Source organism: Serratia sp. BNK-33-b (assembly GCF_048684565.1).
In the GTDB taxonomy this organism is placed as follows: domain Bacteria; phylum Pseudomonadota; class Gammaproteobacteria; order Enterobacterales; family Enterobacteriaceae; genus Serratia; species Serratia marcescens.
This window is the reverse complement of the sequence record NZ_JBLQTZ010000001.1, coordinates 2,330,379-2,346,904: the sequence shown is the minus strand read 5'-3', so window position 1 is coordinate 2,346,904 and position 16,526 is coordinate 2,330,379. Positions and strand designations below refer to the sequence as shown.

6 protein-coding genes and 1 pseudogene are annotated in these 16,526 nt (G+C 63.2%); 2 read left to right on the top strand and 5 right to left on the bottom strand.

Annotated elements, in window-relative coordinates; genetic code table 11:
- Positions 1 to 5: 5 nt before the first annotated feature.
- The 3 genes and pseudogenes from ACMGGK_RS11125 to fes form a co-directional block, all read right to left on the bottom strand.
- On the bottom strand, positions 6 to 8,360 hold the full coding sequence (locus tag ACMGGK_RS11125; protein WP_420276889.1) for an amino acid adenylation domain-containing protein: 8,355 nt from the start codon (positions 8,358 to 8,360) through the stop codon (positions 6 to 8).
- Between the two features lie 50 nt (positions 8,361 to 8,410).
- Positions 8,411 to 8,635, bottom strand: a complete 225-nt coding sequence (locus ACMGGK_RS11120) for an MbtH family protein (RefSeq protein WP_033633649.1) — start codon at positions 8,633 to 8,635, stop codon at positions 8,411 to 8,413.
- A gap of 29 nt (positions 8,636 to 8,664) precedes the next feature.
- Positions 8,665 to 9,971: pseudogene (fes, locus tag ACMGGK_RS11115) on the bottom strand (enterochelin esterase).
- 200 nt (positions 9,972 to 10,171) lie between these two features.
- Here fes and ACMGGK_RS11110 point away from each other — a divergent pair.
- Positions 10,172 to 12,361: a TonB-dependent siderophore receptor gene (locus ACMGGK_RS11110; protein ID WP_049299273.1), complete on the top strand. Its 2,190-nt coding sequence runs from the start codon at positions 10,172 to 10,174 to the stop codon at positions 12,359 to 12,361.
- Between the two features lie 50 nt (positions 12,362 to 12,411).
- Here the strand turns inward: ACMGGK_RS11110 and ACMGGK_RS11105 are convergent, their stop codons facing one another.
- Both ACMGGK_RS11105 and ACMGGK_RS11100 read right to left on the bottom strand, forming a co-directional pair.
- Complete coding sequence (locus ACMGGK_RS11105) at positions 12,412 to 13,032, bottom strand: helix-turn-helix transcriptional regulator (protein WP_049299274.1); 621 nt, start codon at positions 13,030 to 13,032, stop codon at positions 12,412 to 12,414.
- A 111-nt stretch (positions 13,033 to 13,143) separates the two neighbouring features.
- Positions 13,144 to 14,601, bottom strand: a complete 1,458-nt coding sequence (locus ACMGGK_RS11100; RefSeq protein ID WP_033640271.1) for an amino acid permease — start codon at positions 14,599 to 14,601, stop codon at positions 13,144 to 13,146.
- A 618-nt stretch (positions 14,602 to 15,219) separates the two neighbouring features.
- On the opposite strand from ACMGGK_RS11100, the gene ACMGGK_RS11095 reads away from it, so the two are divergent.
- Entirely contained in the window at positions 15,220 to 16,494 is a 1,275-nt protein-coding gene (locus tag ACMGGK_RS11095; RefSeq protein WP_025302877.1) for a Glu/Leu/Phe/Val family dehydrogenase, read from the top strand.
- Positions 16,495 to 16,526: the final 32 nt, after the last annotated feature.

Here is a 16,526-nt window from a genome sequence, read left to right as displayed (position 1 = left end):
TTGCGTTATACCAACCCGTATTGCCGCGTCAGGAGCGAATGTAACAGCGGCCCGAGCGTCTCCAGAGAGGCCGGCGACAGAATGTCTGCGTGCTCGCAGCCTTGGTGATGGCAGATCAGCCCATCCAGATACGGCGCCCACACGGCGTTGATGTCCATCTCTGGCGGCAGCGTCCGGTCGGCGACGAACAGCGTCGCCGTGCCGTGGAAACGCTGACTGCGCGCCTGAGACAGAAGGCGCACCGCGTCGCGGTAGTTGGCGACAATGCTGTCAAACATCGCCGCCTTCTCCGCCATCAGCGCCGGATCGCCATGATCTTCCGCCATAAACTCGGCCTGCTCCTGCGCCACCTCCTTCTGCGCCTCCTCCTCGCTGGGGCCGGTCCAGTCCTGGCCTTCCGGCGGATAGGTATCCAGCATGCCGAGGAACGCCACCTCCTCCCCCTGCTGCTGCAGACGCGCGGCCATCGAATGCGCCAGCGTGCCGCCGAGCGAATAGCCCAGCAGGTAGTAAGGCCCCTGCGGCTGCAGGCGGCGCAGAGTGGCGAGATGACGATCGACCATCTGCTCAATGTCTTCGCAGGTGGCGATGGCGCCATCCGGTCTTGGCGACTGCAGGCCGATGATCGGGTAACTCCCCGGCAGATACCGGCTCAGCCCCGAGTACTGCCAGGCGAAACCGGAAGCCGGGTGCAGACAGAACAGCGCCGGGCCTTGGCCGGCCCGCAGCTGCAGGCACTCGCCGACGCCGCGGCTTTCGGCCGAGTTGGCGGCCTGCACGTCATCAAGCAGATGCGCCATCTTCTCCAGGCTACGGGCGAACATGATTTGCCCGACGGTCAATGGCCGAGGGACGCGCCGCCGCAATTCCGCCGCCAAACGCATCGCCAGCAGCGAGTGGCCGCCCAGTGCGAAGAAGTCGTCCTCGGCGTACACATTTTCACGGCCCAGCAGTTCCCCGAACAGCGCCGCCAGCAGGCGCTCGCTGTCGCTGTGCGGCGCGCGGCCGCTCTGCGGGTTCAGCTGCGGCCGTGGCAACGCCTTGCGATCCAGCTTGCCGCTGGCGCTGAGCGGGAAGCTGTCGGTCATGACATAGCTGACCGGCATCATATGCGCCGGCAAACGCGCCTCCAGCGCCTGCTCGATTTCACCCAGCTCGATGCGCTGGCCGCGGATCTTCAGCTGATCGTCGCTGCGGCCCAAATACTCGACGCTGCCGTCCTCCAGCCAGCGGGCGATATCGCCGGTGCGATACATGCGAGCGCCGTTGCCGGCGGGATCGGCGACAAACCGCTGCGCCGTTAATCCCGGCCGATGCAGATAGCCGTCGGCCAGCTGAATGCCGCGCAGGTAGAGATCGCCGGCGCAGCCGACGGGCACCGGCCGCAGCATGGCGTCGAGAATGCTCAGTTGGGTGTTCCAGACCGGTTTGCCGATCGGCACGCCGGCGCCGTTCACCGCCGCCAATGCCTCGCCGGACGCCGGCTGATAGGTAACATCGACCGCCGCCTCCGTCGGGCCATACAGGTTATGCAGCGGCGCGGCAACCAACGCCTGATAGCGGGATGCCAGTTCACACGACAGCGCTTCGCCGCTGCAGAACACACGTTTCAGGCTGGCGGCGGCGCGCTGCGGCGCCCGTTCGTTCAACGCCTCAACCCAGATAGCCAACATCGACGGAACGAAATGCAGCGTGGTCACGCCATAGTCGTCGATCAAGGTCGTCAGCGCCTGCGGATCGCGGTGCGCCTCCGGCGGCGCCATCACCAGGCGCGCGCCGACCATCAGCGGCCAGAAGAACTCCCAAACGGAAACGTCGAAGCTGCACGGCGTTTTCTGCAGGACCACGTCCTGCGCATCAAGCGCATACTCATGCTGCATCCAGAACAGACGGTTGACGATCGCCCGGTGGTTCACCACCACCCCTTTCGGCCGCCCGGTCGAGCCGGAGGTATACAGCACGTAGGCGGGATAATCGCCGTTCCCCGCCGGTGGGCGCGGCGCAGGCACACGCCCGCTGTCATCCAGCGCATCGAACCGCAGCGTCGGCGCCAGCGCGGCGAAGCGGGCATCCAACGCGCTTTCGGTGATAATCAGCTGCGGTTTGGCGTCCTCCACCATATAGGCTAGCCGCTCGTCCGGGTAACCGGTATCCAGCGGCAGCCAGGCGGCGCCGGTCTGCACAATCGCCGTCAGCGCCAGGCTGAGGCGCACGGATCGCGGCAACGCCACCGCGACGATGTCCCCCGGCTGAATGCCGGCCGCCGTCAGCCGTTCGGCCAACAGCGCGGCCTGGCGCTGCATGTCACGGTAGCTGAGGCTGTGCCCGGCGTCCTGCAGCGCGATGCGTTCCGGCGTGCGCCGCGCTTGCTCGGCGATCGCCTGATGCAAGGTGGTGTCCGCCACCGCCTGCCCGGTGCGGTTGACCGCCGCGACCAGCGCCTGCTCCTGCGGCGTTTGCAATTGCCAGCGCGGCAGCGGCAGATCCGGCTGCGCTATCCACTGTTGCAGCAGCGCCATCAGCCGTGCGGCGAAGCGTTCAGGCTGCGGCACCGAATCGCGGTATTCCATCAGCAGACGCAGGCGCTCGCCCGGCAGCACCAGCAGCGTCAGCGGATAGTGGGTATAGCCTTTGTTACGGATGGCATCGCAGCGCAAGGAACCTGCGCCGCCAAGCAAGGCGTCGTTGTCCGGGTAGTTTTCCACCACCAACAGCGTATCGAACAGCGTGCCCGCCCCGGCCAGATGCTGGATCTCCCCCAAGCCCAAATCGTCGTGCTCCAGCAGTTCAATCTGCCGATGCTGCAGTTCGGTCAGTTGATCCGTCAACGAACGGTCATGCTGCAGACGAACCCGCACCGGCAGCGTGTTGCTGAACAGGCCAACGTGTTCCTCAATCCCTTCTATCTGGCCAAAGCGGCCGGAAACCGGCGAGCCGAACACCACGTCCTGATGGCCGCAACAGCTGGCCAGCTGCAGCGCCCAGATGCCCTGCATCAGGGTATTGAGCGTCAGCCCGCGTTCGCGACACAGGGTCAGCAAGCGCCTTTCCTCGGCCGGCGGCAGCGTCATTTCCAGCTCATGCACGCGATCGTTATGCGATTCACCGAACAACAACGTCGGGCGCACATCCTGCAGCGTCTCACGCCAGAGGCGGCGCGAGGCGTCGGCATCCCGCGCGGTCAGGCGGCGCACGATATCGGCGTAGTTCGAGCGCAGCGACGGCAACGCCTGCTCGCCTTCACGCAGGGCCAGCATCAGATCGTTGAGCACCACCGGCGTCGACCAGCCGTCGACAATCAGATGGTGTGCGTTAAGGAACAGCGTGTAGCGTTCGCTATCGCCGTGTTTGATCCGCCGCGCATGCAGCATCGCACCCGGCTGATTAAACAGATCGCGCCGCAACTCTTCCTGTTCCAGTTCATGCAGCGCCTGCGCTTCTTGCTCTTCGGACAGCGGCGGCAGCTTACGGCTGTCCAGCGGCCAATGGCTTTCCTGCGGTATCAGCTGCAGCGGTTCCCCCTCGCGGTTGAACCGGGCGGCCAGCTGCGGATGGCGGCGGATCACCGCATTCAGCGCTTGCTGGAGTTGATGTTCGTCCAGCTCGCCGCAGAGGCTCAGGCGCGTCAGCGAGTTATAGCTGCCGCCCTGCTGCGCCGTCTGCGCATGGAACAGCAGGCCATGTTGCAACGGCAACAGCGGCAACGCCGCGGCCAACGGCCCGCACTCTTGCTCCCAGGTGCGCACCGTCTCATCGGTAACGTTCGGCTGGGCGATCTCGGCCGCCACCAACGTTGCCGCCGCGCGTTCGGGATGACGCTCGGCAAACTCGCACAGCGAACGTACCGCTTGCTCGATGCCGCTGTGCAGCTGCGCAATGTCGCTCTCGCTGAAAATCGCCTCCAGCCAGCTCCAGTTGATCGCCAGGCAGGCGCCGTCGCGCCGCTCTTCGACAAAGATATTCACCTCCAGGCCATACGACAGCGCCTGCTGCGCATCCTGCGCCACGGCGAAGGCGTCGCGGAAGCGGGTTTGGCTGCGTTGCGGCGTCCAGTGCCCCTCATCCTGGCTGAAACGCCCGAGGTAGTTGAACAAGATCTCCGGTGCATTGCGCTGCGCCAGCGCCGCCAGTTCGTCACGCCGCGGATGCAAATAACGTAGCTGGCCATAACCGACGCCGCGATCGGCCACCGCTCGCGTCGCCCGTTTCACCGCACGCACGGCCTCATTGTGCTCAGCGTCATGCAGTTCAATGTGCAGCGGATACTCCGCCGTCAGCCAGCCGACGGTGCGGGCCAGATCGAGTCCGTCGTCCAGTTCTGCGCGGCCGTGCGACTCCAGAGAGAAACGCAGCGAAGCGGCCTGGAAACGGTGGCGGCAGGCCTGAGCCAGCGCGCACAGCATGATCTCTTCAACCTGCGCGCGGTATCCCTGCGGCAATGTGCCGAGCAGCGCGGCGGTCAGCCGGCTGTCGAGCAACGTGCGTTTTTCCGATACGTCGCCAGTGCGATCGCTAAGCGGATCCAGCGCGCGGTGCCCCAAACGCGGTGCGCCGTCCGCCAGCATCCGCCGCCAGAACGGCAGCTCGGTTTCCCGGCGTTCAGCGTCGGCTCGTAGGCGTGCAGACCACTCATAGAGCGAGGTTTCTTCCGGCGGCAATGTGATCGGCTGCCCCTGCATGGCGCTGTCGGCCACCTGCCGCAGCTCGTCGAGCAGGATGCGCCAGGAAACGCCGTCGACTACCAGGTGATGGATCGCCAGCACCAGCCCCAGGCTCTGCCCGTCGCGCTGCAACAGGATGCCTTGCATCATGGTGCCGGCAGCCGGTTCGAGATGGTCAAGTGCGGCATCAAACGCCTGTTCCGCCGCTAACTCCAGCTCACCGGACACGGTATCAACCTGCATCAGCTCACCGGCGGCGGCGGTTTCAACCACCAACTGACCGTCGCGGATCCGCGCGCCCAGCGCCGGGTGCGCCGCACGCAGCTGTTCCAATGCATAACGCAGCTGTTCCGGTTGCAGCTCGGCTGGTACGCGCAGGAAAACGCCGTGCGCGAAGCGGCGATGCATATCGCCCGTCTCGGCAAACCAGTGCAGGATCGGCAGCCCGTCGATCGGGCCTTGCTGTACGCTGCGTGCGACCTGAGAGCCAACTACCAGCGGCTGCATCGCCTGCGCCATGCGCGCGGGGGTGTGCAGCGCGAAGATCTCGCGCGGCCGCAGCAGATACCCTTTGCGCCGCAGGGCGGTGCCCAGCCCCATCGCCGAGATGCTGTCGCCGCCGAGCGCGAAGAAATCGTCGTCGGCGCCGATGCGATCCATCCCCAGCAGCTGCGCCATGGCGCCGCAAATCAGCCTTTCCTGCTCGGTGGCCGGCTCGCGAATGCTTTGCGCCAGCGTCTCCTGCGGTTTGGGCAGCGCCTGGCGGTCAATCTTGCCATTCACGTTAAGCGGCAGCTCCGGCATCACCACCAGGATCGCCGGCACCATATAATCCGGCAGACGCTGCGTCAGCTGCCCCAGCAGCTCGCTTTGCAGCGAGGGTGAGGCACGGCGCGCGTCATCCTGCACCGAGCAGTAACCGATCAGGCGATAGGTGGCGCCGATCGGCTCGGCGATCGCTACCGCCCGCCCCACGTCCGGCAAGGCGGCCAAGGCGCTTTCCACCTCACCCAGCTCGACGCGGAAGCCGCGCACCTTGATTTGGTGATCGGTCCGGCCAATGAACACCAGCTGGCCCTCCGCGCTCCAGCGCATCAGATCGCCGCTGCGGTACATCACCTCGCCTTCGGCGAACGGATTGGCGACAAAGCGCGCCGCCGTCAGATCCGGACGCCGCAGGTAACCGCGCGCGATACCTTTGCCGGAAATGTACAGCTCGCCCGCCGCGCCGATCGGCACCGGCTGCAGGCGGCCGTCGAGCAGCCAGACTTCGGTATTGGCGAGGGGACGGCCAATCACCGGCTGTTCGGCGGCCGTGACCGGCGCGCCGAGGGTATCGACGGTGTATTCGGACGGGCCGTAATAGTTGTGGATCTCCACCTCCGGATGCTGCTGCATCAGGTTCCACAGCGTCGGCGTCGCCGCCTCGCCGCCGATCATCACGAACGCCGGCAGCGGGAACTGCCCCTTCAGCAGGCCGCAGTCCACCAGTTGCGAGAAGAATGACGGCGTGATGTCCAGCAGATCGATCGGCGTCTGTTGGGTTTGTTCGAGCAGCGCCCAGGGATCGCGGCGCAGCTCCTCATCGAAGATGACCAGTTCGCTGCCCATCATCATGCAGAACAGCGGTTCCCAGGAGGAGTCGAAAGAGAACGAAGCGGTATGGCCGGCGCGCAGGCGGCGCCCATGGCGAGCCTGGAATTTTTCGATCGCCGGGCCAAACAGCGAGGCCTGATGCGACAGGAACAGGTTCAGCAGCCCGCGGTGCGTGGACATCACGCCTTTGGGTTTGCCGGTCGAACCGGAGGTGTAAATCATATAGGCCAGATGCGCCTCGTTCAGCGGCGCACGCCGTTCGGCATCCGTTATCGGCGCAGCTTCGGCGGCCGCGCAGCGCGCCAGGCACGCTGCGTCGTCCAGGCACAATACCTGTGGCAGATCCGGCATATTGGCCTGCGTAGCGCGGTGGGTCAGCAACATCGCCGGCCGCGCGTCGTCGCACATCAGCGCCAGGCGTTCACGCGGGTAATCCAGATCGAGCGGCATATAGGCCGCGCCGCTGGCCAACACGCCGAACAGCGCGACCAGCGTGTCCACCGAGCGCGGAATGCCGATGGCGACCACGTCTTCCGCGCCGATGCCGCTTTCGATCAGCACTCGCCCCAGCTGCATCACCCGCTCGGAGAGCTGACGGTAGCTGAGGCGCACATCGCCGCAGGCCACCGCCAGCGCCTCGGGCTGCCGCTCAACCTGGCGCTGAAACGCATCCATGATTGACACCATACCCGCCGGCGGCGTCAGATGCGCGCCGCGCCCCCAGGCCGCGAGCTGCTTTAACTCCCCTTCGCCGATCAACGCCAGTTGACCGTTCGGCTGGTGCGGCTGCCGCGCCAGTTGCTGTAGCCAATGGCCGATGCGCTCCGCGTGGTGATGCAAGGTGCGCGGCGAGTATTTGGCCGGGTTGGCCACCAACGACAGCGTCAGCACGCCGTTGCGAAAGCCGATCTCAAACTCGAGATCGTCGACCGGCCCCATCGCCAGCGTATGGGTAATGGCCGCCTGACCGTCGAAGGACAAGGCGCTGTGGTAGACCTTGACGTTGATCACCGGGCCGTACAGTTCCTGATGGCCGCCGACCAGGCCGAGATCGCGTTTGATCTGCTCCGCTTCATAGCGTTGATGGCGGCGCGCCTGTTTGATTTGCGCCACGGTCGCCTGGCAGACGTCCGCCAGCGACATATCCGGCGTCACATTCAGCAGCAGCGGCAGCACGTTAACCACCGGGCCGACCGCCGCCAGCGCCTGGGAGCCCATACGGCGCATGAAAGGAAAACCGAGTGAAAAACGGGTTTCGCCGCTCATGCGCGCCAGATACATCGCCAGCGCCGCTGTGACGATATCGGCCGGTTGCAGCGACTGCAGCGCGCCATCGCGCAGCGCTTCGTCAAACAGCGATTCCGGCAGCACCAGCGCCTGTTTGAGCGGCCGGGCACCCGGTTCAACCTCCCGACTCTCCGTCGATAACGACAGCGGCGACGGCAAATCGCGCAGATGCTGTTGCCAGAACTCGGCCGCCCGCCGGCGCGCCGGCGACGTTTGCCATTGCTCAAACTCTTCCACCACCTTGCCGAACGGGGTAAACGGCGATGCCGCCGGCGACAGCCCGTGACGCAGCGCGCGATAGATATCGGCGATCCGGCGGGTGATGGCCTCGAAGCTGAAGCCGTCCAGGGTCAGATGATGAAAGCGCTGGTACCAGAACCAGCGATCGGCGCTGACGCGGATCACCGCATGGCGATAGAGCGGCCGTTCGCCGTCCGCCGGCAGATCCTGCGCCAGATCGTCGTTCATCAGCGCCAGCGCCGCCTGCTCGGCGTCCGGCCGCGCGCTGAAATCGAACCACTCCGGCGCCTGCACGCGTGCGGGATCGGCTATCAACGGTAAACGCTGCACCGGCTGGCCGTCCTGCGCCTCAAAGAATCGCGCCTGAACCGTATCCGCTTCGGCCAGCCCTTGACGGATCGCGCGCTCCAGCGCCGAACGATCGATAGCGCCGTGCAGTTCGGTGTAGTGCGCCACGGCGAAGCTGTTGCGGCGCAGCGCGATTTGGTCGGCGATCCAGATCCCCGGTTGCGCAGCAACCAGCGGATAATCCCGATACTCGACCTGAGTATCCGGTAAAGAAAGCGTTTCTGACATGGTGTCTGTCCTTTCCCTCAAACGGAATATATCGATTGACTGCCAGGCGCTTAACGCGCCGCATCCGTCGCTTTCAGCGCCGCCGGCCGCATGTCCTGCCAGTGCGTTTCGATGTAGTCGATGCACTCGCCGCGCGACGCCGGCCCCATCAGCACGCGCCACCCCTGCGGCGTATCGGCAAACTGCGGCCACAGCGAATACTGCTGCTGCGCGTTGACCAGCACGGAGAAACGGAGGCTTTCGTCATCGAACGGGTTTTGTTGTTCCTGAGTCATTTTCATTACCTGTCTGTCAAAATGTGGGATTACTTCATTGCGGAAAGCAGCCGGCGCACGCCGTCCACCAAGCCGCCGCGCCAGCAGAGCGCGTCATGTCCGCCGGAATACACGCGGTAGTCGGCGCGGTGCCCGGCCGCCGTCAGCGCCTGGTGCATCTGGCGATTGACGAATTCGATGTCCGCCTCGCGATCGCCGGCCTGTTGGATCACGGTGAGCTTGGGTGCCGCCGCGTTGCGCTGCCGAACCTGGCGTATCAGCCAGCCTTCCTCCAGTTCGTGGCGTTTTTCGAACTGGGTCACAAATTGCACTGTAGGCCACCAGAAAGAGCCGGACTGGCTCAGCACGTGGCCGAAGCGCTCTGGCCAGTGCAAACCGGCGTATAACGCCGCCAGCCCGCCGTAGCTCTGGCCGGCGACCACGGTGCGCGCCCCAGTCTCGCTGAACGCTTCGCGGCGCTGCGCCTGCGGCAGCAGTTCGTCGATCACCGCCTGCCAGAAGACGGCGTTGCAGGGCAGCTCGTTTTCCCGGTGTTCGCCCTCGATCGCATCGATCAGCAACCAGCACGCGGGCGGCAACTGCCCTTTTGCGGTCTCGTTCTCAATCACCGGCAGCAGCGCATGCCTTTCGATCCAGTTTTGGCCGTCGAGCAGCAGCACCAGCGGGCGGTTCGCTTTCACCGCCGCGTCGCCGCTGGCATACAGCCAAACGCGCCGCTGGTTACCCAGCCGTTCGCTGCGCCACTGAAATAGCTGTAGCCGCGCCTCATCCAGCGGCCGATCGGCGGCCTGCCAGGCGCTTTGATCGTCGGCATCCGGCCCTTGCGCCAGGGATACGGGCCGCGGGCGATGAGACGGCCCCAGCGAGAGGCGATTCAGAGGATCGGCGATCGCCAACGGGAACAGCGATACCCACCAGGCACGCTGCTGGCGGTCGCGTAACGTTTCGTCGTCGCTGAAGACGGGGGGAGGTCTCGCTCGGTAATGGGGATCAGGCTGTAGCTGCCGCGCCAGCGGCGATCGATAACGGCCGAGCCGTACCAAACGTCGGTGCCGGGGAGCCGAGTCAGGCTGCTGGGGGACGTGCTGTGGTGATCGGTAATGCCGTTGATATCGGCGTAAACGCGGCATATCGGCGAGTGCCGTTCATCGCCGGCGGGGTCGCGCCATAGCCAGGTCATTTTGACGTGGCGTTCGTCGAGCGCGTCGACGATGGGCGTGCCCTGCGCGGCAACCTTTTGCCACCACGCGGATTGCCCTGCCGCCTCTTCACGCAGCCATTGCGCCGCCAATCCCTCAAGGTCGTTTCCTGGCCTCTTTTCCGGCAAAAACTCCATAGCGCCTCTTACATAACATGAGTGATTTTTACAAAACCTGACAATCGTATTGATACTCATTATCATTTTCAATACTATTTGTCGGATTTTTACCGTCGTGCACATACGGCGTCTCCGCGTCGACGGGTGAATACCGCTCGCCGATATTTCGGGGTTTATCAGGGTGGCATAACACACAACGCAGGTATGCAGGAGAGATAATGAAGATTAAAAACAAAGGGATAGCTAACGGGAATGCGGAGGCGATGTCCGCCAGGCGTCTGTTGCTGGGATCGGCGCTGGCGTTATTGCCCTTGGCGCAACATGCGTCTGCGGCAGCGGACGAAACGATTTTGGTGACCGCCGACGCGCAAAATAGCGTGACCGCGCCGGTCAAAGGGATCGTCGCCAAAGAGAGCGCCGCCGGCACCAAGACCGCCGCCTCTCTGCGCAAGACGCCGCAGTCCATCTCGGTGGTCACGCGCGAGCAAATGAACGACCAGGAGCCGGCGTCGGTCGCCGACGCGCTGAACTACACCAGCGGGGTGATCACCACCTACCGCGGCAACTCCAACCGCAATGACGAAGTGATCAGCCGCGGCTTCCGCTATGCGCCCAAACTGCTCGACGGTCTGCACTTTGGCCTCTCGAGCCAAAATGGCGGTGCCGGGCAGATCGACCCCTGGCTGCTGGAGCGCGTGGAGATGGTGCACGGCCCGGCCGGGGTGCTGTACGGCCAGGTCAGCCCCGGCGGCGTGGTGGTGATGACCAGTAAACGCCCTACCGCCCAGAGCATTCACGAAGTCAAATTCAGCACCGGCAACCGCCATCTGGCGGAAACGGCGTTCGATTTCGGCGGCAAACTCAACGACGACAACACCCTGTTCTATCGCCTGAACGGTATCGCCAGAACCGAGCACGAGTTCGTCAAAGACAGCAAGCAGCAACGGGTGGCCATCGCGCCGGCCTTCACCTGGCTGCCGAACGAAGACACCAGCTTTACGCTGCTGACCAGCTACCAGAACGATCCGAAAGCCGGGTCGCGCAACTTCCTGCCGCGCGCCGGCACGCTGTTCCCGACCAGCGCGGGCTACGTGCCCTATGACTTCAACGTCAGCGAACCCAGCTTCAACAAGTCGCGGCGCGAGCAGGCGTCGATCGGCTACAGCCTCGAGCACAACTTCAGCGATGCGCTGTCGTTTACCCAGAACCTGCGCTTCACCCACCGCGATGAGGACTATAAGTATCTGGTTTATAACGTAAACTCGAAGATCAACGACCACACCGTCACCCGCATGGCGCAGCATGAAACGCAGATGACCAACGAGTTTGGCGTGGATAACCAGCTGAAGGGCCTGTTCGATACCGGCGAAGTGAAACACACCGTGCTGGGCGGGCTGGATTACCGCTACAGCCATAGCGATTATAAAATGTATCGCGATCGCGGCAACGATTACCCGATCGACTGGGCCAACCCGGTTCGCCCCAGCATCGATGGCAGCACGCTGGCGCTGGCTTCCAGCGACTTGAAGACGCTGAATCAGATCGGGGTGTATCTGCAGGACCAACTGGAGTGGAATAACTGGAACCTGCTGCTGTCCGGCCGTCAGGACTGGTCACAGGTCAACACCCGCGATCGCACCAGCGGCGGAAAGGAACAGACCTACAACGATGCCCAGTTCACCGGCCGCGCGGGCCTGCTCTACGCTTTCGACAACGGCATTTCGCCGTATGTCAGCTACAGCACCTCGTTCGATCCTAACCTGTACCCAAGCGCGCCGGGCGCCGATCCGCTCAAGCCGACCACCGGCAAACAAACCGAGGTGGGCGTGAAGTACCAGATCCCGGGCGGCAATACCCTGCTGACCCTCTCCTGGTTCGACATTACCCAGCGCAATGTGGCGTCTTACAACCGTCTCACCTCCGCCTATGAGCAGATCGGGGAGGTGAAATCCAAAGGGATTGAGGCGGAAGTGCACGCCCAACCAACGCCGGAGATCAAGCTGACCGCCGCCTATACCTACACCGACGTCGTGACCAAAGACTCCAACTCGGCGGACGAAATCGGCCACAGCCCGGCGGGCATCCCGCGCCACGCGGCATCCGCCTGGGGCAGCTACAGCTTCCTGAGCGGCGCGCTGAACGGCCTGACCGTCGGCAGCGGCGTGCGTTACATCGGCGATGCGCCGGCCGACGCCACCGGCCAGTACGACGTGCCGCACTACACGCTGTACGACGCCATGGTGAAATATGACCTCGGCCAGGCTTCGTCGGCGCTGCGCGGCGCGGCGCTCCAGCTCAACGTGCAGAATCTGACGGACAAGAAATACGTTTCATCCTGCAGCGGCGAGTACGCCTGCTTCTACGGCAGCGGCCGCAGCATTATCGCTTCGGTCAACTACCGCTGGTAACGACAAGGGGCGGCCATCGCCGCCCCTTTCTTCCGCCTTTCCCGCCGCCTTTACTCCTGTTTCAATTCCCGCAAGTGCTTGTACACCGTGGCGCGCCCCATCGACAGCACGTTGGCGATGTAGTCCGCGGCGCTTTTGGCCTTGAACGCGCCCTGATGATAAAGATCGCTGACCAGCCGCCGTTTCTGTTCGCGGCTCAGCGCGCCGAGCGCGGCGTTTTCGCGGCGCAGCCAGTCATGCAGAAAGGTATTGATCTTCTCTTGCCAGTCGTCTTTGAACAGCTCTTGTGGCTGTGGTTGCAGCCGCGTGACCGACAGGAACATGTCCAGCGCGTTGCGGGCGTCCTCGAACATCGCGGTGCTCAGGTTGATGCACAGCAGATAGCTGGGCTTGCCCTGCTCGTCGCGTGCGGCAATGCTCACCGAACGCATCTTTTTGCCGTCCCAGTTCAGCTTCTCATAGGGGCCGCTCACGCCGGCGCCGCCATCGAGCTCGAAGTCTTCCAGCCCGGCGTCGTCGCCCGGTTTACGCTTTGACAGGTTGTTCGCCAGATAGGCAATCTTGTTGGTGGCCAGATCGTGGATCACCACTTCCGCATTCGGGAAAAACAGCGCCGCGATGCCGTCAGCGACCGAGCGCAAAAGTTCGAGTTGAGAAGAAGAGTTCGGCACGCTGGGGTATCTCCGTATGGCCCGGTTTGGTTGGCTGTTCAGCTGCTTAGCATACCGCAGTTGCCGCCGCTTGCCGAGTGGAGCGGCGGCAAGCGGCGCATCCTTCGCCGGTTATTCCGCCTCGGCGCCACGCCGATAAAACACGTAGCTCTCGCGCGCCACGCTGTCGCGGACCCGATAACGCCAGATCAGGCCGAGCGTGGTAAACCACAGCGGCATGCTGCACAGCGCGATCAGCGTATCGCTATCGAACACCATCAGCACCAGCGTAAAGGCGAAGAATGCCAGCGTCAGCCAGGCCATCGCTACCCCGCCCGGCATTTTGAAGTGCGAAGCGGCGTGCAGATCCGGCCGCTTCTGGCGATACACCAGGTAGGCGACCAAAATCATGCCCCAGCTGTAAACCACCAGGATCGCCGCCACGGTAGAGACGATGGTGAACAGCGTCATGACGTTCGGCACCAGTACCAGCAGCAAGGTGCCGGCCACCATGCAGAAGCAGGAAAACAGCAGGCTGCGGATCGGAATGGCCGTGGTGCGCGACAGAATGCGGAACTGACCGTGGGCGTGCTTTTCCATCGACAGGCTGTACAGCATGCGGGTGCTGGAATACACCCCGCTGTTGGCCGAGGACATCGCCGAAGTCAGCACCACGAAGTTGATCACCGCGGCGGCGGCCGGCAGCCCCGCCCGATCGAACAGCATCACGAACGGGCTGCTGTCCGGCGAAATGTGGCTCCATGAGGTGACGGCGATAATGGTCAGCATCGAGCACACGTAGAAGACGATGATGCGGGCCGGGATCGCGTTGATCGCCTTCGGCAGCACCTTCTCGGGGTTTTTGGTCTCCGCCGACATCGTGCCCAGCAGCTCGATGCCGGTGCAGGAGAAAATGGCGATCTGGAAACCGGCGAAAAAGCCGAAGATGCCGTGCGGCATGAAAATGGCGGGATCGGTGACGTTATGCAGCGAAGCGGTCACGCCGTCCGGCGAAGTCCAGCCGCTGAACACCATCCAGGCGCCGGTGGCGATCAACGCGACGATCGCCACCACCTTGATCATCGCGAACCAGAATTCGGCCTCGCCGAACATCTTGACCGACAGCATGTTGAACAGACACAGAAACCCCAGCGTCAGCAGCGCCGGCAACCAGGGCGAGACGTCTGGCAGCCAATATTGCACGTAGCCGCCGCACACCACCACGTCGGCAATGCAGGTCACGACCCAGCTCAGCCAGTAGGACCAGCCGAGAAAAAAGCTGGCGCGCGGCCCCAGATATTCGGAGACAAAATCGGCGAATGAGCGGTAATCGAGCCGCGTGAGCAGCAGTTCCCCCATCGCCCTCATGACCATGAACATGAAAAAGCCGACGATGGCGTAAGTCAGTACGATGGAGGTGCCCGATAGCGCGAGGGTTTTCCCGGCGCCCATAAACAGCCCGGTGCCGATGGCGCCGCCGATCGAAATCAGTTGAATGTGGCGCGCGCTCAGCCCGCGCTGCAAAGTTTGGGCACAGTGAGGCCCCTCGGCTGAACCTGGGCTCAGCCGATCGCAGTGGTTTTTTGTCATGGTGTTACCTGTCCGTCGTTAAGGCGATTAAGCAACCGATGCGCGGTTGCAGCAGGAATGAAACGCCCGCGGGCGCTCTAACCGGCAAAAAATTGAGACCAAACGCTGCCCGCCCCGTTGTGACAGGGAGGTAATAATAATGGGTACCAAGAAAATGCTCTCGTGAGCCGTCGTATCGCCCACGTTTGGCGTACAAAGCCTGAGCGTGGTGGGTAAACACTACAATATCAAATGGTTATACTTTCCCTTGTGCAACAAAAAAACGACGCCGGAGCCGTTTTAACATTAATTTAACTCTGGCGAGGGGAAATGCCATTGTCAACATGGCAGTTAAATAAAATGAAACTTTTTGATCACATTCAAGCTTCTGAAAAATAGATAAAAAGGGTTTTTATGCGCTTTATATGCATAAATTATGCATGTGATCGCTCACCGCCGACAAAAAGTAATTAACTATTCATTTACCGCTCTGCAGGCGGCGAAAAACCGTCCGCTGGCCCGATGAGAGGGGGGCTAACAACCGGCATAATTAGTGGTAAATTTAGCGTCGCAAAGTGTTATGCGCTTGCTAATCCACGGTTAAACGAAATAAATACCTCTAATATATAAAGGTTGGTTATGGAAAAGCTATCCTACGCTTCAGACAGCAGCACCACCGCTTGGGCTACATATCTGCAACAAATCGATCGCGTCGCCCCTTACCTCGGCGACCTGTCACGCTGGGTTGATACGCTGCGTCACCCTAAGCGCGCTTTGATTGTCGATATCCCGCTGCAGATGGACGATGGCACCATCCGTCACTTCGAAGGTTTCCGCGTACAACACAACCTGTCGCGTGGGCCGGGCAAAGGCGGCATCCGCTTCCACCCTGACGTCGATCTGAACGAAGTGATGGCCCTGTCCGCCTGGATGACCATCAAGTGTGCCGCGGTCAACCTGCCGTACGGCGGCGCCAAGGGCGGCATCCGCGTCGACCCGTTCAAACTGTCTGAAGGTGAACTGGAGCGACTGACCCGCCGCTACACCAGTGAAATCGGCTTCATCATCGGGCCACAGAAAGACATTCCTGCGCCGGACGTCGGCACCAACGCCAAAGTGATGGCCTGGATGATGGACACCTACTCCATGAACCACGGCACCACCATCACCGGCGTGGTCACCGGCAAACCCATCCACCTCGGCGGCTCCCTGGGCCGTGAGAAAGCGACCGGCCGCGGCGTGTTCGTCACCGGCAGCGAAGTGGCCAAGCGTCTGGGCGTGCAGATCGAAGGCGCCAAAGTGGCGGTACAAGGCTTCGGTAACGTGGGCAGCGAAGCGGCCCGTCTGTTCGTCGGCGTCGGCGCGCGCGTCGTCACCATCCAGGACCACTCCGCTACCCTGTTCAACGCCGACGGCATTGACCTGGTGGCGCTGACCGAATACCAGGCCAAGCACAAGCAGATCGCCGGCTTCCCTGGCGCCAGCGAGATCGAGAGCGAAGCGTTCTGGTCGGTCGACATGGACATCCTGATCCCTGCGGCGCTGGAAGGCCAGATCACCCGTCAGCGCGCTGAAATCCTCAGCGCCAAACTGGTGCTGGAAGGGGCTAACGGCCCAACCTTCCCGGAAGCGGACGACATTCTGCGTTCCCGTAACATCACCGTGGTTCCGGACGTTATCTGTAACGCCGGCGGCGTAACGGTCAGTTACTTCGAGTGGGTGCAGGACATGGCGAGCTACTTCTGGAGCGAGTCCGAGATCAACGAGCGTATGGACAAGATCATGACCGACGCGATGGTCCACGTCTGGAACAAGGCGGCCGAGAAAGAGTGCAGCCTGCGCACCGCCGCTTACATCGTGGCCTGTGAGCGCATCCTGACCGCACGTAAAGAGCGCGGCATCTACCCAGGTTGATGCCCGTATCCCGGCCTGCCCCGGCAGGCCGG

Coding starts and splice junctions, on each gene's coding strand:
- ACMGGK_RS11125 (WP_420276889.1), bottom strand. CDS start 8,360: ATGTCAGAAACGCTTTCTTTACCGGATACTCAGGTCGAGTATCGGGAT.
- ACMGGK_RS11110 (WP_049299273.1), top strand. CDS start 10,172: ATGAAGATTAAAAACAAAGGGATAGCTAACGGGAATGCGGAGGCGATG.
- ACMGGK_RS11100 (WP_033640271.1), bottom strand. CDS start 14,601: ATGACAAAAAACCACTGCGATCGGCTGAGCCCAGGTTCAGCCGAGGGG.
- ACMGGK_RS11120 (WP_033633649.1), bottom strand. CDS start 8,635: ATGACTCAGGAACAACAAAACCCGTTCGATGACGAAAGCCTCCGTTTC.
- ACMGGK_RS11095 (WP_025302877.1), top strand. CDS start 15,220: ATGGAAAAGCTATCCTACGCTTCAGACAGCAGCACCACCGCTTGGGCT.